Annotated in this window: 26 protein-coding genes, 4 tRNA genes, 1 pseudogene and 1 riboswitch; of the genes and pseudogenes, 9 read left to right on the forward strand and 22 right to left on the reverse strand. The window is 44.3% G+C overall.

All coding sequences use genetic code 11. The annotated features are described in order from the left end of the window. Positions 1-3: 3 nt before the first annotated feature. From AZH43_RS07955 to rpoD, 4 genes are all read right to left on the reverse strand, one after another. Positions 4-537 (reverse strand): hypothetical protein, encoded by a 534-nt coding sequence (locus tag AZH43_RS07955; protein WP_067668485.1) that lies wholly within the window; start codon positions 535-537, stop codon positions 4-6. Positions 538-612: 75 nt separating this feature from the next. Continuing rightward, on the reverse strand, positions 613-1,272 hold the full coding sequence (gene lipB / locus AZH43_RS07960) for a lipoyl(octanoyl) transferase LipB (RefSeq protein WP_067668487.1): 660 nt from the start codon (positions 1,270-1,272) through the stop codon (positions 613-615). 152 nt (positions 1,273-1,424) lie between these two features. Beyond that, positions 1,425-1,712, reverse strand: coding sequence for a YbeD family protein (locus AZH43_RS07965; protein WP_067668489.1), 288 nt, complete (start codon positions 1,710-1,712; stop codon positions 1,425-1,427). A 132-nt stretch (positions 1,713-1,844) separates the two neighbouring features. Further along, the gene (gene rpoD, locus AZH43_RS07970; protein ID WP_264753348.1) at positions 1,845-3,920 is read right to left on the reverse strand and encodes an RNA polymerase sigma factor RpoD; all 2,076 of its coding nucleotides are present in this window, start codon (positions 3,918-3,920) and stop codon (positions 1,845-1,847) included. A 276-nt stretch (positions 3,921-4,196) separates the two neighbouring features. Between rpoD and AZH43_RS07975 the strand changes: the two genes are divergently transcribed. After that, positions 4,197-4,403: a PA3496 family putative envelope integrity protein gene (locus AZH43_RS07975; protein ID WP_067668491.1), complete on the forward strand. Its 207-nt coding sequence runs from the start codon at positions 4,197-4,199 to the stop codon at positions 4,401-4,403. Positions 4,404-4,470: 67 nt separating this feature from the next. Next, positions 4,471-4,995 carry a YecA/YgfB family protein gene (locus tag AZH43_RS07980; protein ID WP_067668493.1) on the forward strand — a complete coding sequence of 175 codons (525 nt, stop codon included), beginning with the start codon at positions 4,471-4,473 and terminating at the stop codon, positions 4,993-4,995. A gap of 63 nt (positions 4,996-5,058) precedes the next feature. On the opposite strand, the gene AZH43_RS07985 is transcribed toward AZH43_RS07980, so the two are convergent. The 4 genes from AZH43_RS07985 to trhO all read right to left on the reverse strand — a co-directional run bounded on the left by AZH43_RS07985 (position 5,059) and on the right by trhO (position 7,910). After that, positions 5,059-5,472, reverse strand: a complete 414-nt coding sequence (locus tag AZH43_RS07985; RefSeq protein WP_081406792.1) for an ABZJ_00895 family protein — start codon at positions 5,470-5,472, stop codon at positions 5,059-5,061. Between the two features lie 224 nt (positions 5,473-5,696). Further along, on the reverse strand, positions 5,697-6,320 hold the full coding sequence (locus tag AZH43_RS07990) for a DedA family protein (RefSeq protein ID WP_067668497.1): 624 nt from the start codon (positions 6,318-6,320) through the stop codon (positions 5,697-5,699). 173 nt (positions 6,321-6,493) lie between these two features. Beyond that, on the reverse strand, positions 6,494-6,781 hold the full coding sequence (locus AZH43_RS07995; protein WP_067668499.1) for a hypothetical protein: 288 nt from the start codon (positions 6,779-6,781) through the stop codon (positions 6,494-6,496). Between the two features lie 196 nt (positions 6,782-6,977). After that, the gene (gene trhO / locus AZH43_RS08000) at positions 6,978-7,910 is read right to left on the reverse strand and encodes an oxygen-dependent tRNA uridine(34) hydroxylase TrhO (RefSeq protein ID WP_067668501.1); all 933 of its coding nucleotides are present in this window, start codon (positions 7,908-7,910) and stop codon (positions 6,978-6,980) included. Between the two features lie 179 nt (positions 7,911-8,089). Here trhO and AZH43_RS08005 point away from each other — a divergent pair, with 179 nt between their 5' ends. Beyond that, on the forward strand, positions 8,090-8,578 hold the full coding sequence (locus AZH43_RS08005) for a DUF1289 domain-containing protein (protein WP_067668503.1): 489 nt from the start codon (positions 8,090-8,092) through the stop codon (positions 8,576-8,578). A 48-nt stretch (positions 8,579-8,626) separates the two neighbouring features. Next, a pseudogene (locus tag AZH43_RS08010) lies at positions 8,627-9,225 on the forward strand (LysE family translocator). On the opposite strand, the gene AZH43_RS08015 reads toward AZH43_RS08010, so the two are convergent. Continuing rightward, positions 9,207-9,767 (reverse strand): TetR/AcrR family transcriptional regulator, encoded by a 561-nt coding sequence (locus AZH43_RS08015; RefSeq protein WP_067668505.1) that lies wholly within the window; start codon positions 9,765-9,767, stop codon positions 9,207-9,209. The pseudogene AZH43_RS08010 and the gene AZH43_RS08015 sit on opposite strands and share 19 nt — an antisense overlap. Positions 9,768-9,935: 168 nt before the next feature. Here AZH43_RS08015 and AZH43_RS08020 point away from each other — a divergent pair, with 168 nt between their 5' ends. Then, the gene (locus AZH43_RS08020) at positions 9,936-10,430 is read left to right on the forward strand and encodes an HPP family protein (RefSeq protein ID WP_171254446.1); all 495 of its coding nucleotides are present in this window, start codon (positions 9,936-9,938) and stop codon (positions 10,428-10,430) included. A gap of 74 nt (positions 10,431-10,504) precedes the next feature. Here the strand turns inward: AZH43_RS08020 and ribB are convergent, their stop codons facing one another. Beyond that, positions 10,505-11,164 (reverse strand): 3,4-dihydroxy-2-butanone-4-phosphate synthase, encoded by a 660-nt coding sequence (gene ribB, locus AZH43_RS08025; RefSeq protein WP_067668509.1) that lies wholly within the window; start codon positions 11,162-11,164, stop codon positions 10,505-10,507. 103 nt (positions 11,165-11,267) lie between these two features. After that, positions 11,268-11,420: riboswitch (FMN riboswitch) on the reverse strand. A gap of 171 nt (positions 11,421-11,591) precedes the next feature. On the opposite strand from ribB, the gene AZH43_RS08030 reads away from it, so the two are divergent. Both AZH43_RS08030 and AZH43_RS08035 read left to right on the forward strand, forming a co-directional pair. Further along, entirely contained in the window at positions 11,592-13,412 is a 1,821-nt protein-coding gene (locus tag AZH43_RS08030) for a DUF2157 domain-containing protein (RefSeq protein WP_067668511.1), read from the forward strand. After that, positions 13,409-13,990 carry a GDYXXLXY domain-containing protein gene (locus tag AZH43_RS08035; RefSeq protein WP_067668513.1) on the forward strand — a complete coding sequence of 194 codons (582 nt, stop codon included), beginning with the start codon at positions 13,409-13,411 and terminating at the stop codon, positions 13,988-13,990. Before AZH43_RS08030 ends, AZH43_RS08035 begins: the two co-directional genes overlap by 4 nt. Before the next feature lie 56 nt (positions 13,991-14,046). Here AZH43_RS08035 and panD read toward each other — a convergent pair whose 3' ends face one another. The 11 genes from panD to AZH43_RS08090 all read right to left on the reverse strand — a co-directional run bounded on the left by panD (position 14,047) and on the right by AZH43_RS08090 (position 20,148). Beyond that, positions 14,047-14,427: an aspartate 1-decarboxylase gene (panD, locus tag AZH43_RS08040; RefSeq protein ID WP_067668515.1), complete on the reverse strand. Its 381-nt coding sequence runs from the start codon at positions 14,425-14,427 to the stop codon at positions 14,047-14,049. 143 nt (positions 14,428-14,570) lie between these two features. Continuing rightward, positions 14,571-15,152 carry an aminoacyl-tRNA hydrolase gene (pth, locus tag AZH43_RS08045; protein WP_067668517.1) on the reverse strand — a complete coding sequence of 194 codons (582 nt, stop codon included), beginning with the start codon at positions 15,150-15,152 and terminating at the stop codon, positions 14,571-14,573. Between the two features lie 18 nt (positions 15,153-15,170). Next, on the reverse strand, positions 15,171-15,467 hold the full coding sequence (rplY, locus tag AZH43_RS08050; protein ID WP_067668519.1) for a 50S ribosomal protein L25: 297 nt from the start codon (positions 15,465-15,467) through the stop codon (positions 15,171-15,173). Between the two features lie 98 nt (positions 15,468-15,565). Further along, positions 15,566-16,519: a ribose-phosphate pyrophosphokinase gene (locus AZH43_RS08055; RefSeq protein ID WP_067668521.1), complete on the reverse strand. Its 954-nt coding sequence runs from the start codon at positions 16,517-16,519 to the stop codon at positions 15,566-15,568. A gap of 36 nt (positions 16,520-16,555) precedes the next feature. Continuing rightward, a tRNA-Gln gene (locus tag AZH43_RS08060) sits at positions 16,556-16,630 on the reverse strand. Between the two features lie 91 nt (positions 16,631-16,721). Continuing rightward, positions 16,722-16,796, reverse strand: a tRNA-Gln gene (locus AZH43_RS08065). 18 nt (positions 16,797-16,814) lie between these two features. After that, positions 16,815-16,889: transfer RNA gene (locus AZH43_RS08070), tRNA-Gln, on the reverse strand. A 28-nt stretch (positions 16,890-16,917) separates the two neighbouring features. Next, a tRNA-Gln gene (locus AZH43_RS08075) sits at positions 16,918-16,992 on the reverse strand. Between the two features lies 1 nt (position 16,993). Beyond that, positions 16,994-17,821, reverse strand: coding sequence for a 4-(cytidine 5'-diphospho)-2-C-methyl-D-erythritol kinase (gene ispE / locus AZH43_RS08080; RefSeq protein WP_067668523.1), 828 nt, complete (start codon positions 17,819-17,821; stop codon positions 16,994-16,996). 23 nt (positions 17,822-17,844) lie between these two features. Beyond that, a complete protein-coding gene (lolB, locus tag AZH43_RS08085) occupies positions 17,845-18,426 on the reverse strand; it encodes a lipoprotein insertase outer membrane protein LolB (protein ID WP_067668525.1) in 582 nt (193 codons plus the stop codon). A gap of 9 nt (positions 18,427-18,435) precedes the next feature. Further along, on the reverse strand, positions 18,436-20,148 hold the full coding sequence (locus tag AZH43_RS08090) for a tetratricopeptide repeat protein (protein ID WP_067668577.1): 1,713 nt from the start codon (positions 20,146-20,148) through the stop codon (positions 18,436-18,438). A gap of 78 nt (positions 20,149-20,226) precedes the next feature. Between AZH43_RS08090 and hemA the strand changes: the two genes are divergently transcribed. Further along, positions 20,227-21,510: a glutamyl-tRNA reductase gene (hemA, locus tag AZH43_RS08095; protein ID WP_067668527.1), complete on the forward strand. Its 1,284-nt coding sequence runs from the start codon at positions 20,227-20,229 to the stop codon at positions 21,508-21,510. 52 nt (positions 21,511-21,562) lie between these two features. Here the strand turns inward: hemA and AZH43_RS08100 are convergent, their stop codons facing one another. Next, positions 21,563-23,479: a DNA primase gene (locus AZH43_RS08100; RefSeq protein ID WP_067668529.1), complete on the reverse strand. Its 1,917-nt coding sequence runs from the start codon at positions 23,477-23,479 to the stop codon at positions 21,563-21,565. Between AZH43_RS08100 and AZH43_RS18545 the strand changes: the two genes are divergently transcribed. Beyond that, positions 23,478-23,621, forward strand: a complete 144-nt coding sequence (locus tag AZH43_RS18545; protein WP_161485910.1) for a hypothetical protein — start codon at positions 23,478-23,480, stop codon at positions 23,619-23,621. The two genes, AZH43_RS08100 and AZH43_RS18545, sit on opposite strands and share 2 nt — an antisense overlap. Positions 23,622-23,702: the final 81 nt, after the last annotated feature.

Below are 23,702 nucleotides of genomic sequence, written 5' to 3' on the forward strand. Positions count from 1 at the left end.
GTGTTATGCGCTCCGTTTGAAATAGGATTGAGCCACTTTGAGATAAATGTTGGCGGCTCCAGTAAGTTTTTCTTTTAGGCTTAAATCGCTTGGGTATTCTTTGACAGCCAGTTCTGCGACCAGTTTCGGCAGAATCAGCGCTTCCATTTTATTTAAGCAGCGGACAAGGCGGATGGCATAGGAAATGTCACCATCGGCAATCATGCGGTCATTGGCAAAAGCCTGAGCTGTACTTTCCTGAAAAGAAAATACTAAAAAAGCATGATGCAGATGTTTAAAGGTAATGGTGAGATCGGGTTTAGATTCTAAATTCGGCACCAACTCCAGCTGCTTGCCAGCAGTCACACGGGCAATAAAAGCTGGCCCATTTGGGAAAACTTTCATTGAAAGCGTGAAATTTTCTGGAAATTTAGTGACTTCCTGTTTGACTTCTTCATCAACTTGGCTCGCCATCACCAAGCCTCTGCCAATCACATCCATCATGAGCTTGACATAGGCTAGCTGTAATGCGGGCTTAACAGATTTTGCTGCAATCACGCGGTTATCCCTTTTTTAGATCTTATTTATTTAGAGTAAATACTCTAATTTATTTTCATACTGAAAGCAAAAGCTTTATCGCTGTTCTATCTGAATCTCTTTAAAGTAACCGCTGTTTTTCAATGTTTCAATGATATCGACGCACAAGTTCTCAAATTTAGGGTAAGGATCTGCGAGGTCTTGAATGCGGACCATTTCCAGACCTGCATAGCCGCAAGGATTGATGGTGTGAAAACCGAAAAGGTCACAGTCAATATTTAAAGCCAGCCCGTGGTATGAACGCCCTTTGCGGATTTTAAAACCCAGAGAGCCAATTTTACGTTCATTCACATAAACGCCCGGCGCATCAGCTTTGGCATACGCATCAATACTGTATTTTTTAAGCAGTTCTATCATTAAATTTTCAGCATAAGAGACTAAGCTTCTGACATTCCAGCCTAAGCGGTTCAAATCAAACATAAAGTAGGCGACCAATTGCCCAGGTCCATGCCATGTGACTTGACCGCCGCGGTCTGTCTGCACAACAGGAATGCTGCTGGCCATAAGAATGTGCTCAGGTTTGCCTGCTTGACCTTGGGTGAGAACATCGTGGTGCTGCAAAATCCACAGCTCATCCGGAGTGTTTTCATCACGCTGCTCAGTGAGCGTTTTCATTTCTTGAAATCGGTCTGCATAGGGGGTCAGCTGGTTGTACTGACGAATAATCAGTTTGGGTTTTTGCGCAGTCTCAGTCACGCTCGGAGTGTCCTTGTGATGGCAGATGTATAGATTCATTATAATGAATTGCAGCCCAAATGGGGCACTGAAGCACAGCAGGCTGTTGCTAAACAAATTAAACAGGCATAAAAAAACACGCCCGAAAGCGTGTGTTTTTATTCAGCAGGTGATTACAGCGCTGTGCGGATATGTTCGCAAGCCGCAAGATCTGCATAAAGCGCATGAACTTGCTCAAGCTCTTCAAAACGAAGCTGCGCAGTAATAGAGTGATATTTACCTGTACGGGAAGGCTGCACTTTTAAAGTCGCTTCATCAAAGGCAGGAAAATGCTTCACTAAAATTTCTACGACAGCACCGTGCAATTCTGTACCTGCATTACCAATGAGTTTAATTGGGTAGTCCATTGGAAATACCCAAAGATCTTCACGGAGTTCGCGAGATGGAGTGCGGTCTATCATAGTTCACCTCAAATTATAGACAAAGCCTGCAAAAGTGCAGGCTTTGAGATTCTCTTAACTACATAATGGAGACGGTCAATGAATTTTCAAGTCTGCATCATGCCTTAAGAAGTTAGATTGTATTTTAAGCAATCAGTCATTTTCCAAGAATGAACGCAAGTGTTCAGAGCGGGAAGGATGACGTAATTTACGCAATGCTTTAGCCTCAATTTGACGGATACGTTCACGCGTTACATCAAACTGCTTACCCACTTCTTCTAAAGTATGATCCGTCGGCATATCAATACCAAAACGCATTTTCAATACTTTCGCTTCACGTTCAGTCAGGTTTTCCAGCACTTCACGCGTTGCTTCTTTCAAGCCTTCAGATGTCGCGGCATCAATTGGAGATGTGATGTTGCCATCTTCAATGAAGTCACCCAAATGTGAATCTTCATCATCACCGATTGGAGTTTCCATCGAAATCGGTTCTTTGGCAATTTTAAGTACTTTACGTACTTTCACTTCGTCCATTTCCAAGCGTTCACCCAATTCCTCAGGTGTCGGCTCACGGCCCATTTCCTGAAGCAGCTGACGTGAAACACGGTTGATCTTGTTGATCGTTTCAATCATATGCACAGGAATACGGATGGTACGCGCTTGGTCGGCAATCGAACGGGTAATTGCCTGACGAATCCACCATGTAGCATAAGTAGAGAACTTGTAACCGCGGCGGTATTCAAATTTATCTACTGCCTTCATCAAACCGATGTTGCCTTCTTGAATCAAGTCAAGGAATTGCAAGCCGCGGTTGGTGTATTTCTTCGCAATCGAAATCACCAAACGCAAGTTTGCTTCAACCATTTCTTTTTTCGCACGGCGCGCTTTCGCTTCACCGACAGCCATACGTTTAGAAATTTCTTTAATTTCTTTCACGTTCAGTTTGAGTTCTTTTTCAATATCTGCAATTTTTTGCTGGAAAGCTAAAATGTCAGGGCGAACTTTTTCCAAATAAGCTTTTTGATCTGCAGGCGCTTTAGCAATTTGCTCATCTAACCATGCAAAATTTGATTCTTGACCCGGGAAAGAGGTACGGAACTGCGTACGGTCCATACGGCCGCGGCGGATTGCATAACGCATCACTTCACGTTCAGATGTACGGATCTGTTCATGCGTGCCGCGGATCAGTTCTGAAATAATTTCAAATAAACGCGGTGTAAACTTGAACATCATGAACACAGAGGCTAATGCTTCAAGCGCATCTTCGCCTTCTTTGCTGCTGCGGCCATGTTTTTCAATTGCGGTGCGGGTGTTTTTCCACGCATTTTCAAGTTCAGTGAAACGCGCTTTCGCTATTTCAGGATCTGGGCCTGATTCGCCTTCTGAATCATCATCGCTTTCAGACTCTTCTTCTTCTTCGTCATCATCCAATTTTACATCTTTGGCTGACTTTCCTGAAGTATCATCTTCTTCTGCAATTTCAGCTTCATCTTCCAGAACTTCCGGAATTTCTTCATCACTTTCAGGGTCTAAATAGCCTGAAAGAATGTCAGCAAGGCGGCGTTCGCCCGCTTCATAATCTTTATATTCCTGCAGGACAACTTCAACTGCATTTGGCCAATATGCAATCGAATGAAGAACGTCACGGATGCCTTCTTCAATGCGTTTTGCAATGCTGATTTCGCCTTCGCGCGTCAACAGTTCAACTGTACCCATTTCACGCATGTACATGCGCACTGGATCTGTTGTACGGCCGGGTTCGTTTTCTACAGAGGCAAGTACTGCAGCGGCTTCTTCTTCTGCAACTTCATCAGCCGCTTCATTGCCGCCTTCGAACATTGTATCGTCAGATTCAGGCGCGCGGTCATGTACAGGAATCCCCACGTCATTCAGCATTTGAATGATGTCTTCAATCTGCTCGCTTTCCGTGATCGAGTCCGGGAGATGATCGTTAACCTCGGCGAAAGTTAGGTAACCTTGCTCTTTGCCTCGGCTAATCAGAGCCGCTACTTGGGAAGTAGGGGAAGTCATATCGCTCATCTTTTGCTTACTCTTCTCGTTGAATCTGTGGCAGTAAAAAACCGTGCATTTTAGCACAATTCGCTTAAATTTATCTGTGAATAGCTTGCGTATTTCATCAGGGAATTCCAGCAAGATGCTGCCTGATAAAATATTAAAATATAAATTCAGTAATTTAGATGGGGCTGAAATTGTTGTTTTCAAGTTCATCCCTAGCGTATTCCTATTCTGTTTTTCAGAACAAGTTTCCAGTTAGACCTTAATTCAAGAATGCGCGTTTATAAAAAGACGCTTGCAAAAACTGGAATTTAAAGTCATAAAACTGAAAAGACGCAGGGTGGATTATATCATGCCATAGAAATGGGTTAAAAAAAAAGACCAAAAATCAAATTAAATGCCATAAATGCAAATAAAACTTGACAAGGTTCTGGAACAAAGATAAATAGCGGCTAGGACCTTCACATTTTTCATTATGAGGTAGTTTTAGTGTCTTCGACAGATTTTGAACTAGATGATAACTACGGTGATGATGACGTTAGTTTCGATGAAGCCGGCAGCAAGATAAGTGCAAAGGAATCGTTGGAAAAACGCCGCTTAATCGATGATCTTTTGGCGCAGCGCCGCCTGGAAAGAGAATTAAAAGAATTTGATTATGATTTCGACGATGATGATCTGGATGACGAGGACGAATAAAATCTGATTTTTTGCAGGCCACGAAAATGTTATGCTACGGCTTTAAGTTTCTAAGTTTGGATGTGAAATGAGTGCTTTAGATTTAGACCTATTGAGTGAATATCTGGACGGTGACGACAATGAACACGGTCTAGATTTTGCCGCGACTCACGGTTTTCTTTGTGCGATTGCTGTTGGCCCAGCTTTTGCAAAATGGCTGGATGAACTTTTTGATAACAATCAAAAGAAAGTGCCGGCTGAAATTATTGTGCAAATCAAAGCATGGCTGGAATCCATTCGCCAAAATTTGGCGAATGAAGAAGGGATTGAATTTCCTTTTGAAATTGAAGAAGCGGATGTTGAATCCAGCTTGGGTGACTGGAGTGTGGGCTTCGTTGACGCGATGTTCCTGAATGAAGATGCTTGGTTTACTGAAGAATTTGAAGAGCAGCTGGTCGATCTGACATTGCCGATCATGGTGTTCAGCGGTGTAGACGAAGAAGATCCGCAAATGGAAACATTCCGCCGTAATGGTCAGTTAATGGATGAATTGGCAGAAGAAATTCCAGAAAATTTAAATGAATTGTATTTGATGTATCACACACCGGATTAATTTATTTAAATATAAAAAGCGCCTGAATGGCGCTTTTTTATTGTTTATCGATTGAAACAGCGATTATTTAAAGCCAGTTCGGACGCTTCGTTTTGCAAACCAGCCGAAAGATAGTGACAAGATTAAATAATGGATGAAAATGGTCAATAAAATGGCGATGATCCAAATCCATATGGGAGCCGTGCCGAGGATGCTGAAGAAATCAGAAGTCTTGAAGAAAATGAGCAGTGACATGGCAGAAGCAATGATACTGATCACGATTGAAGCAAAAAGGCATCCCCAAATCAGCTGTTTCTTTTCATGAGAATTAGGCGGGCGCCGCTGATCCTGCGCGAATTTCATTGCCGTTGCAAAGCCGGCTGCAATCAAGCATGCCGCGGAAGTTCCGCCCGACAGATCAAAAAAGCTGACAATAATGGCGATAAGCGCCATGGCTGCCGCATAACAGATAGAAAAATAGACGATATACTTTTTCATATTCATTCTTGCTTTAGCTGTAATGTTGAAAATTGTGTGGTTTAAAAATTATAAAAGTTTGAAAACCGCTGTCCTGCTCATTAAATGTAGATTCAAGGCAATTTTTTTGTCATGCCGGAACTTTTTATGTTTGTGTGAAAGTCCTTGGGCCTTTATCTAGGTACGTGAATATCCAAAAATACCGATGTGCCGCAGCAGGAGCAATATCATTCGCTCCGCATCCGTTATTTACCGGTTTTGGCGCGCTTGCGCAATTGACGCCGGTAAATCAGCCAGATCAGTAAAGTGCTGACAATACCAATAATTACATAACCTACGCGGCTGAAAATTTCATGCATCAAGGCCTGATTTTCACCAAAATAAAAACCGACAGCAGCTAGGAATGTGGTCCATATCATTGTGCCAAGCGCACTGTAAAACATAAATTTCCAAAAAGGCATACGGCTCATGCCGGCAGGAATGCTGATCAGTGAGCGTACTGCGGGAATCATCCTTCCAAAAAATACTATGCGGTGTCCATATTTTTCAAACCATAGCAGCGATTTTTTTACATCATCAGATTTTATAAATAGGAATTTTCCGTAGCGGTCGACAAAGCGGAAAATCGCCTCATGATTGAATTGGTAGCCCACCCAATACAGCAGCGCCGCTGCAGTTAACGAGCCGATACACCCGGCAGCAATAACGCCGCTCAACAGCAGCTGTCCTTGTGAGGCGGTAAAGCCAGCAGACGGCATAATGATTTCAGACGGAATAGGCGGGAACACATTGTCTAAGAACATCAGCAGGGCAATGCCTAAATAGCCCAGCTGTTCCATGATGGACAATATCCATTCAGTTAAATTCATGCTTTAAAGGTTCAAATGTATCCAAAATATCCTAAGGGTTATTGCGCCGCCGGTAAAGCATCAATGCGCTGCTGCCTAAGCTTTTTCTTTTATTGTTTAAGCTGGACATAATTCCGGTATGCAGGCTGTGTTTTATGCATTGCCGCTGTAAGTCCTTGAGCAGAGGCGGCTGATCATTCCTCATCATCTTGCATATGCACAAGGGTATATATGTAGACCTCACGCAACAAATAAGGCAAAGCCATAGGGATTAAACTGAGCAGCGCTATATTGGCGGCTGTGGTTTCCAGATGATATCCGATTAAAAGCGAGATTAGTGCACCGATGACAGTGCCCAAGCCAACAATGAAAAGATGGGATTGCTGATGCAGCAACTGATTGATTTTATTTAATTCAGCATACTGAGTATTTTGCTGTACAGTCTGATGATATTGCACTGACGTGATTAGGTTTTTAGGCATTTTTACTTTCCTTTTCAATGAATTATGAATAGAAATGGCAATTTAAAATTCAGAATATAGAGCAGGAGAGCCGCCGAAAAGAGTTTAAATTGTGATTTTTGTCACTTTTTATGTCTATTGTGTATATTGAGTAAAAACAGGCCCTGCTAAGAGGGCCTGCTGAATACAGCTTTAAATGGGCAGTTGGCTGTAAAATTTATAGGCGTTTGCGTTTGGCTGCCAAAATTTGAGACTGACGCATACGGAAGCCTGCTTTTTGCTGCTCCGATGTTTTATCGATGCAGTATTTGCAAGACACACCGTGTTCATAGCTGGTCAATTCAGCTTCTGCAGGCAGCAGCGGCCAGCCGCACGCGTGGCATTTGATATTCGCGCCTTCTTCCATGCCGTGTGTTACGGCGGTACGGCCGTCAAATACGAAACATTCGCCTTCCCACAAGCTTTCTTCAGCTGGGGTTTCTTCTAAATATTTTAGAACGCCGCCTTTTAAATGATAGACATCGGTAAAGCCTTCCTGCAGCAGTAAAGAGGTCGATTTTTCACAGCGGATGCCGCCAGTGCAGAACATCGCAATTTTTTTATCTTTATGCTGTTCCAGCTCTTTTTTGACGTAGTCTGGAAATTCGCGGAAAGTTTCCGTTTTCGGGTCGATTGCGCCTTTGAAAGTACCCGCTTTGTATTCGTAATCATTTCGGGTATCAACCAGAATGACATCATCGCGGGCAATCAGTTCATTCCATTCTTTCGGGTCGAGATAATGCCCAACCAAATTGCGCGGCTTAACCTCTACGCCTAAGGTCACAATTTCTTTTTTGTGTTTGATTTTCATTTTGCGGAATGGTTTTTCAGAGCTGTGAGACTCTTTATATTCCATGGTTGAAAAACCTTCATTCAAAAGAAATTGATGAATAGCATCAACGGCTGGGCGGTCACCCGCAACAGTGCCGTTAATGCCTTCATCTGCCACAATCAGAGTACCGCATAAGTTGATGGTTTTTACCAAATCTAAAAGACGTTGCTGTAAATCAGCAGAATTTTGAACTTCTTTGAATTGATAAAGCGCCGCAACAACCCAGCCAGTGGCCGCATGCTGTTCTACAGGTGCAAGCTGTTCTACAGTAGCGTTCATGGATACTCCAATTATGACAATAAATTTTTGAAAGGCGCATATTTTAGCGTGATTTATGAGAATTAGCGAGTCATGCAATGCAGATTCACAGCTTCAATTCCTGCTGGAGAGGGTGTATATTCTTGGCCTGTCAGTTTTGTGCTGACAGTGCAGATGAACTATCTTTTTAGGAGCATGCCTTGAGTACGGATCGCCGGATTGCCTCATTAACTCCATGTGCGGGACGCTGTTCGACGGTGTTTGGTGACTCAGTCTGCCGCGGCTGCAGGCGCTTTAACCATGAAGTGATCAAGTGGAATACATATACCGCTGAACAGCAGCGAACTGTTTGGCAGCGGCTGGATGCACAGCTTGATCAGATTTTAATTCCGATGATGCCCTTGGCTGATTTACGTCATGTTGAAGGTTTTGTATTGTCGAAGCGGGTTCGGCTGCGCCCGGATGCGACACGCGGCAGAAAACTTTACCATGCTTTAAAGCTGTGTGAAAAAAACCGCCATTTTACAGAGGAAAGCGGCCTAGGCATTCACTATAAGCAAGTCCGCCCGCTTTGGGATGAATTTGAACGCCGTATATTGGCTTTAGCAACGGCCAGCTATGATCTGGCTTTTTTAAGAGCCGATGGCATAAGTATTCATTTGCTGCAAAGCATGGATGAAGAGGACTGAGTCCTCTTTTTTTATGGATGACCCAGTTTTTTATGAATGGAGCGATAAGTGAATTTTACAGAGTATTTTTTATACTGTGTTGCAGTTGTTGTTATGATCGCTGTGCCAGGACCTGTAATGCTTCTGGTGGCAAGTGCGGGGCTTAAAGGCGGTTATCAAAGAGCGCTTCAAACAATATTTGGAACAAATTTTGCCTCATTAGTGCTGATTATGCTGTCGGTATTCATCTTAAAAGGCATTCTGAATGTAAATGAGCAATGGCTCACAATAATTAAAATTTTGGGCTGTCTTTATATTGCCTATATTGCCTATATTGGCTTTGATATCATCAAAGAAGTGCTGCATAGCCCGCATACACAGCCCAAAATGCAACTGAACACTGATTCAGGCGGTTTTAAACGGGTTTTTTAGTCGGCATTTCCAATCCGAAAGACATTATTTTCTTCGCTTCTTTTTTTCCGCAGTTTGTCGGTATAACAGCAGATTTGAATCTGAGTTTGATTGTTTTGGACTTTGCGACACTGTCACTGGTGTATCTGTCATTCAGTAAGCTGTCAAAATCTCAGCTTTATCCTAAACTGCTGGGAATGTGCGGATTGATACTTGTTATTGTGGCGGCTTATGGAATTTACAGTGCACTGTTTTGAAATTGCTGAATAATGCCAAAAATAATTTTTTTACTTTCAGCTGCTGTTTCTACGCTGTAGCCTTCCACTAAATAACGGCTGATTAAACCTTCAAGCTGCAGATAGAATAAGACGCTAATATCATGGCTGCGCTGCATTCCTGCAGTTTTATCATCAATGAGTAAACGCAGCCATTTTTTATGCGCTTGCGCAATTTCAATAATCTCTTTGTCATCTGTATTTGATTCCCCCACAGCACGTACGAACAGGCAGCCTTTAAAGTGATCCTCTTGAAACCACTTCATATGCCAGTCATATATTTTTTCTAAAGCATCTATTTTATCTAAGTTCTGAACAGTTTGCAGAAGGCTTTCCTTGAAGCGCTGATCACGGGCTTGCAACACACTTTTGACTAGCTGATGCTTATTGCTGAAATAGGTATACAGAGTTGTTTTAGAACAGCCGGATTCATCCCGAATGAGATCAACTCCTACAGCACTGAAGCTATGCTGATTAAATAGCTGTTCAGCCGTATTTAAAAGTTTCTGTGCAGATTTTGACATGTCGCTTCTCTAAATTAGATTTGTAAAATAAAACTTATAAATAGTACAGATCTGTACTATTATAATTATAGCGCGCGCTTCAATCAAAAATCAATTAATTAAGAGGATACGGCCGTGAACATATTGGCTGGAAAAGAAAAACTGTCGCCAAAGCCAGCAGGATGGGCAATGCTGCGCGGTTTTAGTGGCGGAACATTGAGCATATTGATTCTATTTTTCCTGGGAGAGCACTCTCATCATTTATGGATCATGGCGCCATTTGGGGCTAGCTGTGTATTATTATACGCAGTGCCGCAATCACCTTTGGCGCAGCCAAGAAATGTTATTTTCGGACATGGAATTTCTGCAGCCATTGGCCTGTGCATTGCGATGTATTTCCCTTTGAGTATATTCAGCACTGCTATCGCTGTGGGTTTGGCAATTGCCAGCATGCAGTATTTTCGTTGCGTACATCCGCCTGCGGGTGCTAATCCGTTGTTGATTTTATTAACTGCGCAAGCAGTGGAATATGACTGGAGTTTTTTGCTGTTCCCTGTGCTGTCAGGTGCAATCAGTCTTGTGGCAGTGGCATATGCAGTAAATAATTTTGGGAAAAATCAGCAATGGCCTGAGTATGGTTTGGGGATTTTGGATCGGCGAGCTAAGAATCAAGATATTCCTTAATCAATAATACTGGATTCCAGCAGGTTGTACCTGCTGAAATCCTATCGCTAAAAATGTTTAAGCATTGCGTCCTTTTAAAGATTATGCGCTAAACGGTACTGAACAATTTCTTCAATGGTAATCAAGGTCAGGTGGTGTGTCTGTGCATAAGACAGGACTTGAATACCGGAAGCCATTGAGCCATCGGGATTCGTCACTTCACAGAGTACACCGGCAGGTTTGAGGCCTGCTAAGCGGGCCAGATCGACACTGCCTTCGGTATGGCCACGGCGGCTGAGAACACCGCCGTCACGCGCGCGTAAAGGAAAGACATGGCCAGGACGGTTTAAATCACTTGCTGCTGCGCCATCTTTAACGGCAGCATGTATGGTGGTTGTACGGTCTTTGGCTGAAACGCCAGTGGTGACGCCTTCAGCGGCTTCAATGGTGACTGTAAAGGCGGTTTTGAATTGGCTGGAGTTGTCTGAAACCATAGGCGGAAGTTCTAAATGGTCGGCCAGTTCATTGGTCAGCGTGAGGCAAACAATGCCAGAGCCGTCACGAATCATGCGGGCCATGGTTTCAGTATTCAGTGTTTCAGCAGCCACAATCAAGTCCGCTTCATTTTCGCGGTCAAAATCATCCATAACTAACACAGGCTTGCCTTGGCGGATATCTTCCAAGGCTTGCTGTATGCGCTGTTCAAATGGCGGAAGGGCTGAAAAGAAAATTTGAGGTTGAATTAAACTAGACATTGAAACGCTCTCGTAAGTTTTAAAATACGGTTGAACATTTCAGGACATTGAAAAATAGGCGCAGCAGATCAATTACAGCACGGGCTGTTATCAAAACTTTTAACGTCGTCTTCTTTCATCCGGACTATACCGTCGGCTTTGGTTTCTCACCAAATCTGCGAATCGCGGTTAAACGATAGGCTCGTGGGCTGATTCAGTCATTATCAATTGCTGAACTTACCACCGGTGGGGAATTGCACCCCGCCCTGAAGCGATGTGCAATTAGTATATTCCTGTTTTAGTGCTTAAGGGGATGTTTTTTATAGCGAATCATTGCAGAATTTAAGCTAAGTAAAACAGATAACTTGATTTGTAAGCTTTTTTATTCAATCTGCAAAAGCGTGCTATCTTGCCAAAAGATCTTTAAAACGGATGAATAATCATAAAAATGACTGATTCTGAATTTTTAGCGCCCAAAAATGAATTTTCTCCGCGCTTATTTTGCAAAGCCCAAGTTCTTCAATATTTTCAGGTTATTGGACTGTCACTGATTGCTGCCAGCATCGTGTATTTAATCGCCGCGAATTGGCTGATGATTCCAGCATATTTTCAGCTGGCAATTCCGATGATTCTGCTGCTGTGCAGCGCCTTGTCCAGTGTCTATTTTTCAGCGCAGCAATGGATTCGGCAGAGTCTAGACGGCTTCAGCGGGTTAATGCTGGGAATGTGCATGGCGGTGATTGGGCAGGTGTATCAGACAGGAGCTGACAGTTATCTGCTGTTTTTAATTTGGGCTGTGCTGCTGTTACCTTGGCTATACCGGCCAAATATTGGCGTATTCGCACTGTTCTGTACGGTCAGCCAGTTGGCGCTGTATTTGTTTTTTAAACAAAGTTTTCTTTTAGAGCAGAAAGAGTTGGCTTATTTATGCGGCATGAATGTGCTTACCGCACTAAGTGCAGTGTTTTGCCTAAAGTTTTATCCAGCTTTGCGGTTTGTGTTTATTGCTTTTATTGCGACATTATCGGCGTATTGCATGTTTCGCTTTTCTTATAATGGGGTGGAGCAGTATCAATGGCCGTATCTAGCGCTTTCAATTATTTTACCGCTTTGTCTCTGCGGCTATTTTTATAGACAGCAGCAATCTTTAGAAACCAGTTTGCAGGCAGCGGGTTTGGCGGCTAGTTTCAGCATTTTAATATTCCATTTTGCCGAACAGATGCTGGAGGATTCCATTGCAGGTTTACTGGTGCTGGCTTTACTGGTTTTTGCTTGGTTTGCGGCAATTAGCTTACTGCTGATGAAAATGCTGCCTAAGGCCCAATTTGCTGTTATTCCTCTCGCGATTGGCGCTTGGTTTGCAGGCATTATTTTGGCGTCTTTGCTGCTGACGTATTGGGAAGCTTTTTCTATTTTGATGGGGCTGGCCTTTGTTGCTGTGGCTTGGTGGATGATCCGCCGTGTTGCCAGTGTATTTCTTCGTCAATTTGCCTATTGTTTATGGTTATGCGGTCAAGTCGCTGTATTGGTGCATACGCAAATGCTGACAGATAGTCTTGCCCTGATTGTGCTGATTCAGCTGGGCTTTACCCTGCTGTGCATGCTTAGCCGCATGCATTGGCTAATTGTGCTGATTCAGCTGGCGGTCTGTTACGGATTGAGTATTGCTGCTTTGGCCCTAGGGGATCTGTTCAGCGCAGATGATCATTTGTTTTTCAGCATTATGACGCTAAATAATGCGCTGCTGATTGGGCTGCTGTGTACAGGAGTTTGGTGGCAAAAATCCATGTACCGTAAGGCATTTGCACTTTGGATGCTGTTTATTGTATTGGCTGCGGCGGTGCTGCAAACACTGCTGGGCAATTTTATGCACTTGGCGTTTTCATTGAGCCCGATGGTGCAGAATACTATTTTCTACGGTCTGCCGCTGTTATGGCTCTGTATGTATATATGGTTAACAGATCGGCGTGATACGAGTATAGAAAAATGGCTGGCGGCCGCTTTAGGCCTTACGCTGATTTTGCTGGGCTATTTTGAAATTTTCCTGCTGCTGGTGTTCTTGTCATGGGCTGTCGTATATCACCAGCGAGTAATGCAGGGGCTAACGATTGTTTTGCTGATCTTTATGCTATGGCTGCTGTATTACAATTTAGATTTGAGTTTTCTGCTAAAGAGCCTGAGCATTTTTGTTTCTGGCGTGCTGCTGCTGACTATGGTTGAGCTACTGTTGAAATCTTCAGATACGAAATTGCAGGGAGCTGAATCATGAAGAAAATGATTGCCTTATGGCTGGCTGTATTCAGTATTGCGCTCTTTCTTATGATGATTGGCCTGCATGAATGGCATTTGGCGCACAGTGACAGCATTTATGTAAAACTTAAGCCAGTCGATCCGCGCTCTATTTTACAGGGAGATTATATGGCGCTGAATTATGAGCTGTATTTTACTGGACTGCCGCCTGTGCTTGAAATCAATGCAGACCATTTACCATCTGATGCTGTAAAAGAGTATTTTTATAATAAATCCAGCGTCTTAAGCTATGTACAGCTTGATGCACAGCGCAAAGTCATTCAGACCCGCTTTGATCCGCAGCTGTTGAATGACTATCCCTATTCATCTGCAAAATTAGTGCTGCAGAATCCTCGAAATACCTTTGCGGGGCTGTATCCAGCCGCCAGCAGCTTTCTTTTTGCAGAAGGTTTGGAGCCATGCTATCGAAATGCGCAATTTGCTGAATTGAAAGTGCGTGAAAACGGCCAGCCGCTGCTGGTAAATTTGGTGAGCGAAAACTTGAAAGCACTGAATTGTGAACAGCAAAAGGATTGGTGGAAGGGCAGTCAAAACTAAAATTTTGAGTTTAAAAAAGCCCGCATGAATGCGGGCTTTTTTAAGGAATCTAGGTATTACGCAACTTGAACTGGAATGCAGTTAGCCGTGTGGTTCACGGTGTTGTTCGGGTTTGCGTAAACTAAGCGGGGCTTATGCGCATTGGCTTCGGCTTCTGTGAAATCGCCGAATGTGGCAATAATCATCAAATCGCCTACGTCTGCCTGAAGTGCAGCGCCACCATTGACTGAGATAATTCCTGAGCCTTCTTCACCGCGAATTGCGTAAGTTGTGAAGCGCTTACCATTAGTCACGTTCCACATATGAATTTCTTCATATTCGCGGATACCGGCTAAATCCAATAAAATTCCGTCAATTGCACAAGAACCTTCGTAATGAAGCTCTGCTTGTGTAACTACACAACGGTGAATTTTAGCTTTTAATAAACGAGATAGCATGGCTCGCGTCTCCTTAGTGGACCTAGGATCTTGATCTTGTCGCTGAATCAATCTGATCTTGCTGGGTAAGCAGTCAGGCAAGCGCATTTTGCCTTTAAAACGGCAGCATGGCAAGCAGGATTGTTCAACAATTTATAGACTTATCAGTTTGGTTTGTAAGCATTGATTTGATTCATGGCTGGCTGAATTTCACCGTTAACCAGCATTTTAATGCGGCCTAAAGCATGGTGAATTGCATTATCCATTAAATCTTGTTCGCTGCTCGGCGCTTTGCTTAAAACATGTCCAGAGACACGTTCTTTAGAGCCTGGGTGGCCAATTCCAATGCGTAAGCGGTGGAAGTCCGGACCGATATGAGGAACAATGTCACGCAAACCATTATGACCGCCATGACCGCCGCCTGTTTTTAAGCGGATAATTCCAGGGTTCATGTCCAGTTCATCGTGTGCGATGAGCATTGCTTCAGGAGCAATATTATAGAATTTGGCGAAGGGGACAACGCTTTTACCGGAAAGGTTCATAAAGGTTGTTGGCAATAGCAGACGAACGTCTTGACCTTCAATATTGCCGCGACCGCTGATTCCATAGAATTTAGGGTCTGCTTTCAGATTAATGCCATATTGATCTGAAAGGCGCTGTACGAACCAGAAGCCTGCATTATGGCGGGTTTGGGCATACTCAGAACCTGGGTTGCCCAAACCGACAATCAGTGAAATATTTGACACTAATTACACCAATAACACTTATGCGCGAACGAAGTCAGCGTGCATAGGCGTGTTTTTAGCAGGGTGACGCTGTAACGCTTTGATTTTAACGCTTTCAGTTTTGTCGCCTACTTTGATTTCTACAACTTCTTCAAAGAAAGCGTTGTTTTCTAAAGCTTTAACAAGCTCGCGAAGTTCTAAAGTTACCGCTACAGGCTCAGCAGCACCGCCATAGATGATTGCTGGTACTTTGTTTTGCAAACGAAGGCGGCGGCTCGAACCTTTCCCTTGAATTGCTTCTTCACGTGCTGCTGCGTTTAATACGAAGTTTGCCATGATAGACATCCTATTTTAAGTTAATTGAGCTGAGCTTTCGACCAGTTCAGCGATAGAAAACCCTGCAAAATGCAGGGTTTTGAAAATTCAGCGCTATATTATAGATAAGAATCAAACATTGCGCTAATAGATTCTTCGTTGTTAATACGACGAATTGTTTCAGCAACCATGCTTGCTACTGAAACTTGGCGAATCTTGCCAAGAGCTTTAGCTTCATCTGAAAGAGGGATTGTGTCAGTAACGACCAATTCATCAATAACAGAGTTTTTCAAATTTTCAATAGCTTTGCCAGACAGTACCGGATGAGTTGCATAAGCAACGACACGGCGCGCACCGAATGTTTTCAGCGCGTCAGCAGCTTTACATAGCGTACCTGCTGTATCAACCATGTCATCGACAATAACGCAGTCACGGCCTTTTACGTCACCAATCAAATGCATCACTTGTGATTCATTTGCTTTTTGACGGCGTTTATCGATGATTGCGAGATCAATATCCCCCATCTGCTTCGCAACAGCGCGGGCACGGACTACACCGCCAACGTCAGGAGAAACAACCATTAAGTTGTCATGTGACTGTTGACGCAAGTCTGCAAGCAAGGCTGGTGTACCGTAGATGTTATCTACAGGAATGTCGAAGAAGCCTTGGATTTGGTCTGCGTGAAGATCGATCATTACCACACGGTCAATACCTACAGTTGTCAGCATATCGGCAACAACTTTAGCGGTAATAGGCACACGGCTTGAACGGGGACGACGGTCTTGACGGGCATAACCGAAGTAAGGAATGACAGCTGTAATACGGCCAGCACTTGCACGGCGTAAAGCATCGGCCATAACTAAGATTTCCATAAGGTTATCATTAGTTGGGGCACAAGTTGGCTGTACAACAAATACGTCTTTACCACGCACGTTCTCAGTGATTTCTACAGCAATTTCACCATCAGAAAAGGTTGAAACTGAAGCAGCACCTAAAGGAATGTGTAAGTGGCTAACGACTTTTTGAGCGAATTGTGGATGCGCGGTTCCACTAAAAACGACAAGATTGGGCATGAAGCACCCTTGGCGGTTGATTTGTATGGGAATAGATGGCAGGGGCGGCTGGATTCGAACCAACGGATGCCGAGATCAAAACCCGGTGCCTTACCACTTGGCGACGCCCCTAATGCGGCAGAATTTTAATATTTTCGAGCTTTTTTGTCAAGGTAATTTAACAGGCCAGCCACAAAAGAATATTCTGTCTTTTTTGAGAAAATGGCAGGGGCGGCTGGATTCGAACCAACGGATGCCGAGATCAAAACCCGGTGCCTTACCACTTGGCGACGCCCCTAATTTGATGACTGTAAAATGGCAGGGGTAGCTGGATTCGAACCAACGGATGCCGAGATCAAAACCCGGTGCCTTACCACTTGGCGATACCCCTAATACAGATCATCTACAGGTGAATTTAATGGCAGGGGCGGCTGGATTCGAACCAACGGATGCCGAGATCAAAACCCGGTGCCTTACCACTTGGCGACGCCCCTATCAAACTTTAAAATGAAGCAATGGCGACTCTGTCAAACTGTTGACCATATAAGCTTTACATGGCGCGTTTTTCAGAATGTCATTTACATTCATTTGTTCAGTTATTTCAGCAAAAACACAAGCACCTGTACCTGTAAGCTTCGCGGTACCGAACTGATCTAAGTACTGCATCGCTTCGTCTACTTCAGGATATAAACTTCTTGCCACAGGCTCAAAATTATTTCCAAAACTAAACGGCGTTAGCTGATAGGCGCAAAATTTAGTAGGCTTCGTGTCTCTTGTCAATGTTTTTTGCGAAAAAAGCAATTGAGTGCTGATAAAACAATCAGGTTTTAGCACAATGTATTGTTTTTGATCTAAGTCTATGAATGTTAAGTGTTCACCAATGCCTTCCGCCCAGGCATTGCGTCCATGAACAAAAATAGGCACATCTGCACCCAGTTTAAGCCCAAGTTTTGCTAACTGATCAGTATTCAATCCACATTGCCATAACTGATTCAGCACAATCAGCACAGTCGCGGCATTTGAAGATCCGCCGCCCAGACCCGCGCCCATGGGAATGTTTTTTTCAATGCGGATATTCAAGCCGGAAGGCTGCTTTGCATATGGCTGCAGCAGCTGCGCGGCGCGATAGATGAGATTTTGTTCAAGATCGACGGCGTCTAGTCCATCTATGGAAATTTGATTTGATTCTGTTTGCGTAAATTCCAGCCAATCGAATAGATCAATCAGCTGAAAGATGCTTTGCAGTTCATGGTAGCCGTCTGCGCGGCGCCCGGTAATATGCAAAAACAGGTTGAGTTTGGCAGGAGAGGGAACTCGAATCATAGCAATATCAGCTTAAAATGAACTTAGCGGTTTTGAATGACCATTGTAATACGGTTTTCTTTTCCAGTTTCAAGCGCTTGCTTCAAAACCAGCTTATTTGGCAGTTCTGTGTTGTCGCTGTAGTTTAAATCGACTGTCCAGCCATCTTCAATAATTTGGCCAATGCGTCCGCTGCTGTCTTTGTTCAGCTGCGCTTGCCGAGTGGCCGGTTTGGCCTGTACCCATTTCACTAAATGGGTGATGGGCGCATTCCAGCCGGTTGCGCGCTCCAGCAGTTCTTCTGGTGTGGCTGCGCTGATGAGGCCTGTTTTGGCGCTGTTTAACGTAACTTCGCCCGGTTTGCCATTAATTTGAGTTTTACCCACACCTAGAATGCCGCTCAGCTCTATATCGAATTCATCTTGTTCCTGCACCCAAGTAAAAAAAGCGCTGCCAGACTGCTGCGGTGTTTTGACACCAATTTTACCTTGCAAATTAAATTGATCCGGCGCTTCAACAGCTGGCGCAGGATGCTGCTCCTGAGGCTGAATATATTGCTGGCATCCAGCCAAAGCCAAGGTGCTGATGGTCATGACAGACAAGCAGAATTTTGAAAAGGTATGCATAGACTGGGTTTAACTCTTTTTCATTTGCTGGGGTAACAATAGCGTATTTAATTGATCTAATTGAGGATCATTCGGGTGTTTTTGTTTGAGTTGTTGTAACACTTGGCTAAATTCTGCAATGTGGCCTTGCATGTATACGGAACGCGCATAACGGACACCAATTTTTATGCTGCCGCTGAGTTCATACGCTTTTTTCAGTACGGCTGCGGAGGTTGCAAAATCGTTTTGCAAAAAGCAGATATATCCTAGAGTATCTAAAATGGAGGCTTGCTCTGGCGCAAATTCCAAAGCATGTTCGACAAATTTTCGCGCATCATCCAGCCGCCTGTTCTGCAATGCGAGTGTATAGGCATAGGCATTCAGATAAGTCGGGCTGTTCGGTTCAATTGTTAAAAGCCTTGTCAGGAGATTGTCGAGCTTGTCTCTTTCTTGATAGGGATCAAGAATCAGGACTTCCGCATAAATCAGCTCAGGGTCATCGGGCAGATTTTTTATCGCTTCATCTAACAGGCGCATCGCTGCTTTTTTATTGTTCATGCGCTTTAAAATATCGGCTTGCGTAAGATATAGAAAACTGGCGTGCTGCGGGTAATTGACCCGTTCCTGCGTTAAAAAACGCAAGGCATCATGCAGTTTATCCTGCTGGGTAAAAATATTAATCATGCTGCGGCGTGAAACCGTGTACAGGCTGCCATCCACCAAGCGGTAATAGGCTTTTGCTGTTTCAAAGTGCTGCTTGCGTTCGGCATTGACAGCTAAATAGTAATAGGCTTCATTTTGATACTGTGCGGAATAGCGTAGCTCAACCAAGTATTTTTCAGCTTTTTCATATTGTTCCAAGTCAATGCTGGTTAAACCGCCAAGGAACAGGGCTTCATCGGCTTTGGGCCATTTCTTGATGATTTCATCAAGTTTTTGCAGCGCCAGTTCGGATTGATTGATCTTAACCAAATATTTAGCTTCCGCTAAACGGACATCTACGTTATTGCGGTGCTTGCGGCTGGATTTTGCATACCATTGCAATGTGGCGTCTTCATCGCCAAGCGCAGTTAATAAATTGGCTTTCATTAAAATATAGCCCGTTGTTTTCGGGCGTTTTTTTAATGCTGTATTAACTGTATTCAGAGCTTCGTTCAATTGCCCGTTTTGCGCTTCTAAAGCCGCAATCAGTACCAGAATGGAGGGGTTTTTATTTTCTTTGCTGGCGCGCAAGGCGTTAATAAGAAAGTCCCGGTCATCGGCAGATTCGGGGGAGATGCCGGCTAAAATCTGTTCTAAATCGGCATTCGGGTCGATATTCAGGATTTTATCTAATGTTTCTGCCGCCAGATCATATTCATGTGCTTTGAGCGCAATATGTGAAAGGTAAAATAGGGCGGGAACGTCTTCAGGCTCCTGCACGACCCAATGGGTCGCAATATCTAAAGCGGCCTGCAAGTCATTTTGTTCCAGCGCAACGTTCAGGGCGCGCTGCTTGACTGCGGTGGAATTGCTTTTAATCGCCAGAACGGTATAGTTGTGAAGAGCGGTCGGAATGTCATCATAAGCAAGCGCAAACTCTGCAATCATGCTCTGTTTTATGGCATCATAATTTGAATTGGCGTGGTAAACTTCTCCCGCTGCTCGAACTGGAACACTGGAAGCCATGCTACCGACCAGCAAGAATGTGGTAGAATACTGCTTAATTGTCGCGCCGCTCAGTCGGCTATTTGTTTGACGCAATTTTTCTTGATCCAAGTAATGCTTTTTATGACACCGATATTGCACAATAGCATAAATTTAGCGGAATGATGATCTGATATGTCTTTCTTTGCATTGGGTGTCAACCATCAAACCGCCTCTGTAGAGCTGCGTGAAAAAATTGCATTTAACCCTGAAAAGTTAAGTGCTTTACTTGCGCAGCAAAGCCAGAACGGCTGCCTGAATGATATGGTGGTCGTGTCTACATGCAACCGTACAGAAGTTTACGCCATGTCTGAAAATGCAGATATGGTGCTGAACTGGCTCGCCCAAGCAAATCAGATTGATGTCAAGCAGCTGTCAAATCATGTTTACCGCTATGAAAATGCACAAGCGGTGACTCATCTTATGCGGGTTGCCAGCGGACTGGATTCTTTAATGCTGGGTGAGCCGCAAATTTTAGGACAAGTGAAAACAGCGCTGTCCTTGGCCAAAGATGCAGAGACAGTATCGGCCAGTTTAAACAAAATATTCGAATATGCTTTTTATGCGGCCAAGCGCGTGCGTTCGGAAACAGCCGTAGGCAGTCATGCAGTGTCTATGGGCTATGCTGTTGCCCAGCTGGCGCTGCAGGTGTTCAGCAAGCCCGAACAGTTAACAGTCATGGTGGTGGCTGCTGGAGAAATGAACAGCTTAGTGGCGAAGCATTTGGCTGAAATGGGTGTCGGCAGGATCATTATCTGTAACCGCACCCGCAGCCGTGCAGAAGCGCTGGCGCAGGAAATTGCGCACCGTGTCGAAGTTGAAATTATCGATTTTGATCAGCTGGCGGATAATCTGCACCGCGCCGATGTGATTTCCAGCTGCACGGGCAGTTTGCATCAAGTCATTTATTTTAAAGATGTTAAAGCCGCTTTAAAAAAACGCCGCTATAAGCAGATGCTTTTGGTCGATTTGGCTGTGCCGCGTGATATTGAAGGCAAAGTTGAAAGCTTGGATGGTGTTTATCTTTACGGCGTAGATGACTTGCAAAGCGTGATTGATGAAAATCTTGCGCAGCGACGCCAAGCGGCTGTTGAAGCGGAGGTCATGGTCAATCAGCTGGCGACTGAGCTGGTGACTAAGCAAAAAGTCAACTTGGCCGGGGCCACCATTCAGGCTTACCGAGAGCAAGGTGAGGTCTTAAGGCAGGAAGAGCTGGCTCAGGCTTTAGAGCGTCTGCAAAAAGGCGAATCTGCTGCCCAAGTACTGCAGGAGTTTTCTTACCGTTTGACAAATAAGCTGCTGCATCCGACATCAATTGCGCTGCGTCATGCCGCGACTGCAGAAGATCCGGCTTATTTTGAAATGCTGGAACAGGATTTAACTGAAGCGGCTGAAAAACGCCGGAAGCCTAAGCGCTGATGCGGCAATAGTTAGGCTGCAACTGCGCTCACAATTGTATTTTTAAGATCGTTTACTCATCTAAAAGAGTAAGCGATCTTTTTTTGCCAATTTCATAAATTTTCTGTTTCAGATTGCGCATTTCTGCAAGGCTTGAAAATTTCTTGGATTTGATTTTTTGCTGCAGGCATTCGTACTGCAGTTTGGTTGAAAAATCAGCGGCTAATTTGTCGGCCTGTTCAGGCGATGAGGTGTAGTCGCTGATATTGGCGTTTTCTAAAATATTGTGCAATTCATGATGATAGGCTGAACATGCGCCTAAAGCATAGTAGCGGGACAGCTCAGGATCATCCGGCAGATCATCAAAAATAATATTGAAAATATTTAAAATGTTGAACAGCAGCAGATCAGGCGAGATTAAGGCGCGCAATGGTTCAAAGTGAATATACAGATAGGGGTGATTGATCAGAATGGCAATCACATATTCTTCGGCATCAATTTTGGTGCTGAAGCTCAGTGAAGCGTCATTATTCACTTGCGGCTGCCATTTGCGGCTAAAACCGAGTTTTTCGCGGAAGTACTGCTGCAGCAGATAACGGTAGGAACCGCCTTTCGGCAGCAGCTCTGTCAGCTGTTTCAGTTCGCCCATCACCTGACTTTTGCCTTCCGGAGAGGCGACATCAAAGTTTTGGGTCAAATGCGCAAAGACAAATTCGGACAACAGTGGAGCTGTGTCTAAAAGCCGTCTAAAATTTTCAATGCCTTCGCGGCGGATCAATGAGTCTGGATCATGCTCATTGGGCAAGACAAAGAATTTCAATTCACGGCCGTCATTCAGCAGCGGCAGCGCAATCTCAAGTGTTCTGCGGGCAGCTTTCTGGCCCGCAGCATCACCGTCAAAAGCAATCGTAATGCGGCTATTCTGCTTAAATAGAATATTCAGATGTTCAGTGTTGCTGGCCGTGCCTAAAGTCGCGACAGCGCCGGCAATGCCATACTGCTGCAGGGCGATGACATCCATGTAGCCTTCGACCATCAGCCAGTCTTGCGCTTTTTGCTTGCGGCCTTCATACAAGCCATACAGCAGCTGGTTTTTGTGAAAGACTTCAGAATCGGGGGAGTTGATATACTTGGGCTTGATCTCGTCATTCAGCGCACGGCCGCCGAAGCCGACTACACGGCCTTTGGCATCGCGGATTGGGAAAATCACCCGATCACGCAGCAGGTCAAAGTCACGCCCGCTGTCACTGGTGCGGATCAGGCCCAGCACTTTTAAGCCTTCAATATCTTGCGGAAACGCTTTTTCTAAATGCTGCCAGTCTTCTGGCGCATAACCTAGGCGCCAATAGGCAATGGTTTCTGCCGATAAACCGCGCTGTTTGAAATACTGCTGCGCGGTTTGGCTGTTGGGAAGCTGGCTTTCGTAAAATTGCACGATATTTTCCAGCAAGTCATACAGGTTGCCGTCCGGCTGCGTTTGTTCAAATGCTGGCGTTTGATCAAACGCAGCAAAAGGATCATTGCCATAAAAAGCATCATCCTGAGGCTGAAACTCGGCAAATGGATCATGTTCAAATGCCGGCGCCTGTTCATTTGACGCAGTTTTCTTTTCAGCGGCGGCGGGCTGGACAGCCGGTGCGGGCGCTTTGGGCTTAGGGGCTTCGCGTTTATATTTTAATTTATTGGAATCAAAATTATCTTTGGGCAGTTCAATGCCTGTTTGGCTGGACAGGTCTTTCATCACTTCGATGAAATTCCGGCTGCCGATATCCATTAAAAAACGGATGGCATTGCCATTGGCCTGACAGCCAAAACAGTGAAAATACTGCTTGTCGCGGTAAACGTGAAATGAAGGAGATTTTTCCTGATGAAAAGGACAACAGCCTGAGTAGGTACGCCCAGTTTTTTTTAATTTCACAAATTGGCCAATCACATCGATAATATCGGTGCGGTCCAGAATCTGATCAATGGTATGCTGAGGAATAGCCATGCTGTTATATCAATATGTCTTTAAAGTCATTGGAAAATTACAGCAGCTGAATAAACTGCGGCGATTATGCTTAAGTGAATGCCGCTTAAGCAAACTGAACCAGCTGGCATGTGCGCCAATGAATCATTTGTATCCTTTTTGATCACTCAGTTCAAGCACTGAAACGCCGAGCTTAGAATGATAAAAGGGCAAGTATGATAACTTGCCCTTTGCGAAAAATCAT

It is taken from the genome of Acinetobacter pragensis, from assembly GCF_001605895.1.
Taxonomy (GTDB): domain Bacteria; phylum Pseudomonadota; class Gammaproteobacteria; order Pseudomonadales; family Moraxellaceae; genus Acinetobacter; species Acinetobacter pragensis.

Excerpts from the sequence above, each read along its gene's own strand:
- AZH43_RS07965 (WP_067668489.1), bottom strand. The coding sequence starts at position 1,712 with ATGATAGACCGCACTCCATCTCGCGAACTCCGTGAAGATCTTTGGGTA.
- rpoD (WP_264753348.1), bottom strand. The coding sequence starts at position 3,920 with ATGAACTTGAAAACAACAATTTCAGCCCCATCTAAATTACTGAATTTA.
- AZH43_RS07980 (WP_067668493.1), top strand. The coding sequence starts at position 4,471 with ATGAGTGCTTTAGATTTAGACCTATTGAGTGAATATCTGGACGGTGAC.
- AZH43_RS07985 (WP_081406792.1), bottom strand. The coding sequence starts at position 5,472 with ATGAAAAAGTATATCGTCTATTTTTCTATCTGTTATGCGGCAGCCATG.
- AZH43_RS07990 (WP_067668497.1), bottom strand. The coding sequence starts at position 6,320 with ATGAATTTAACTGAATGGATATTGTCCATCATGGAACAGCTGGGCTAT.
- AZH43_RS07995 (WP_067668499.1), bottom strand. The coding sequence starts at position 6,781 with ATGCCTAAAAACCTAATCACGTCAGTGCAATATCATCAGACTGTACAG.
- trhO (WP_067668501.1), bottom strand. The coding sequence starts at position 7,910 with ATGAACGCTACTGTAGAACAGCTTGCACCTGTAGAACAGCATGCGGCC.
- AZH43_RS08015 (WP_067668505.1), bottom strand. The coding sequence starts at position 9,767 with ATGTCAAAATCTGCACAGAAACTTTTAAATACGGCTGAACAGCTATTT.
- AZH43_RS08020 (WP_171254446.1), top strand. The coding sequence starts at position 9,936 with ATGCTGCGCGGTTTTAGTGGCGGAACATTGAGCATATTGATTCTATTT.
- ribB (WP_067668509.1), bottom strand. The coding sequence starts at position 11,164 with ATGTCTAGTTTAATTCAACCTCAAATTTTCTTTTCAGCCCTTCCGCCA.
- AZH43_RS08030 (WP_067668511.1), top strand. The coding sequence starts at position 11,592 with ATGACTGATTCTGAATTTTTAGCGCCCAAAAATGAATTTTCTCCGCGC.
- AZH43_RS08035 (WP_067668513.1), top strand. The coding sequence starts at position 13,409 with ATGAAGAAAATGATTGCCTTATGGCTGGCTGTATTCAGTATTGCGCTC.
- panD (WP_067668515.1), bottom strand. The coding sequence starts at position 14,427 with ATGCTATCTCGTTTATTAAAAGCTAAAATTCACCGTTGTGTAGTTACA.
- rplY (WP_067668519.1), bottom strand. The coding sequence starts at position 15,467 with ATGGCAAACTTCGTATTAAACGCAGCAGCACGTGAAGAAGCAATTCAA.
- AZH43_RS08055 (WP_067668521.1), bottom strand. The coding sequence starts at position 16,519 with ATGCCCAATCTTGTCGTTTTTAGTGGAACCGCGCATCCACAATTCGCT.
- ispE (WP_067668523.1), bottom strand. The coding sequence starts at position 17,821 with ATGATTCGAGTTCCCTCTCCTGCCAAACTCAACCTGTTTTTGCATATT.
- lolB (WP_067668525.1), bottom strand. The coding sequence starts at position 18,426 with ATGCATACCTTTTCAAAATTCTGCTTGTCTGTCATGACCATCAGCACC.
- hemA (WP_067668527.1), top strand. The coding sequence starts at position 20,227 with ATGTCTTTCTTTGCATTGGGTGTCAACCATCAAACCGCCTCTGTAGAG.
- AZH43_RS18545 (WP_161485910.1), top strand. The coding sequence starts at position 23,478 with ATGCTGTTATATCAATATGTCTTTAAAGTCATTGGAAAATTACAGCAG.
- AZH43_RS08100 (WP_067668529.1), bottom strand. The coding sequence starts at position 23,479 with ATGGCTATTCCTCAGCATACCATTGATCAGATTCTGGACCGCACCGAT.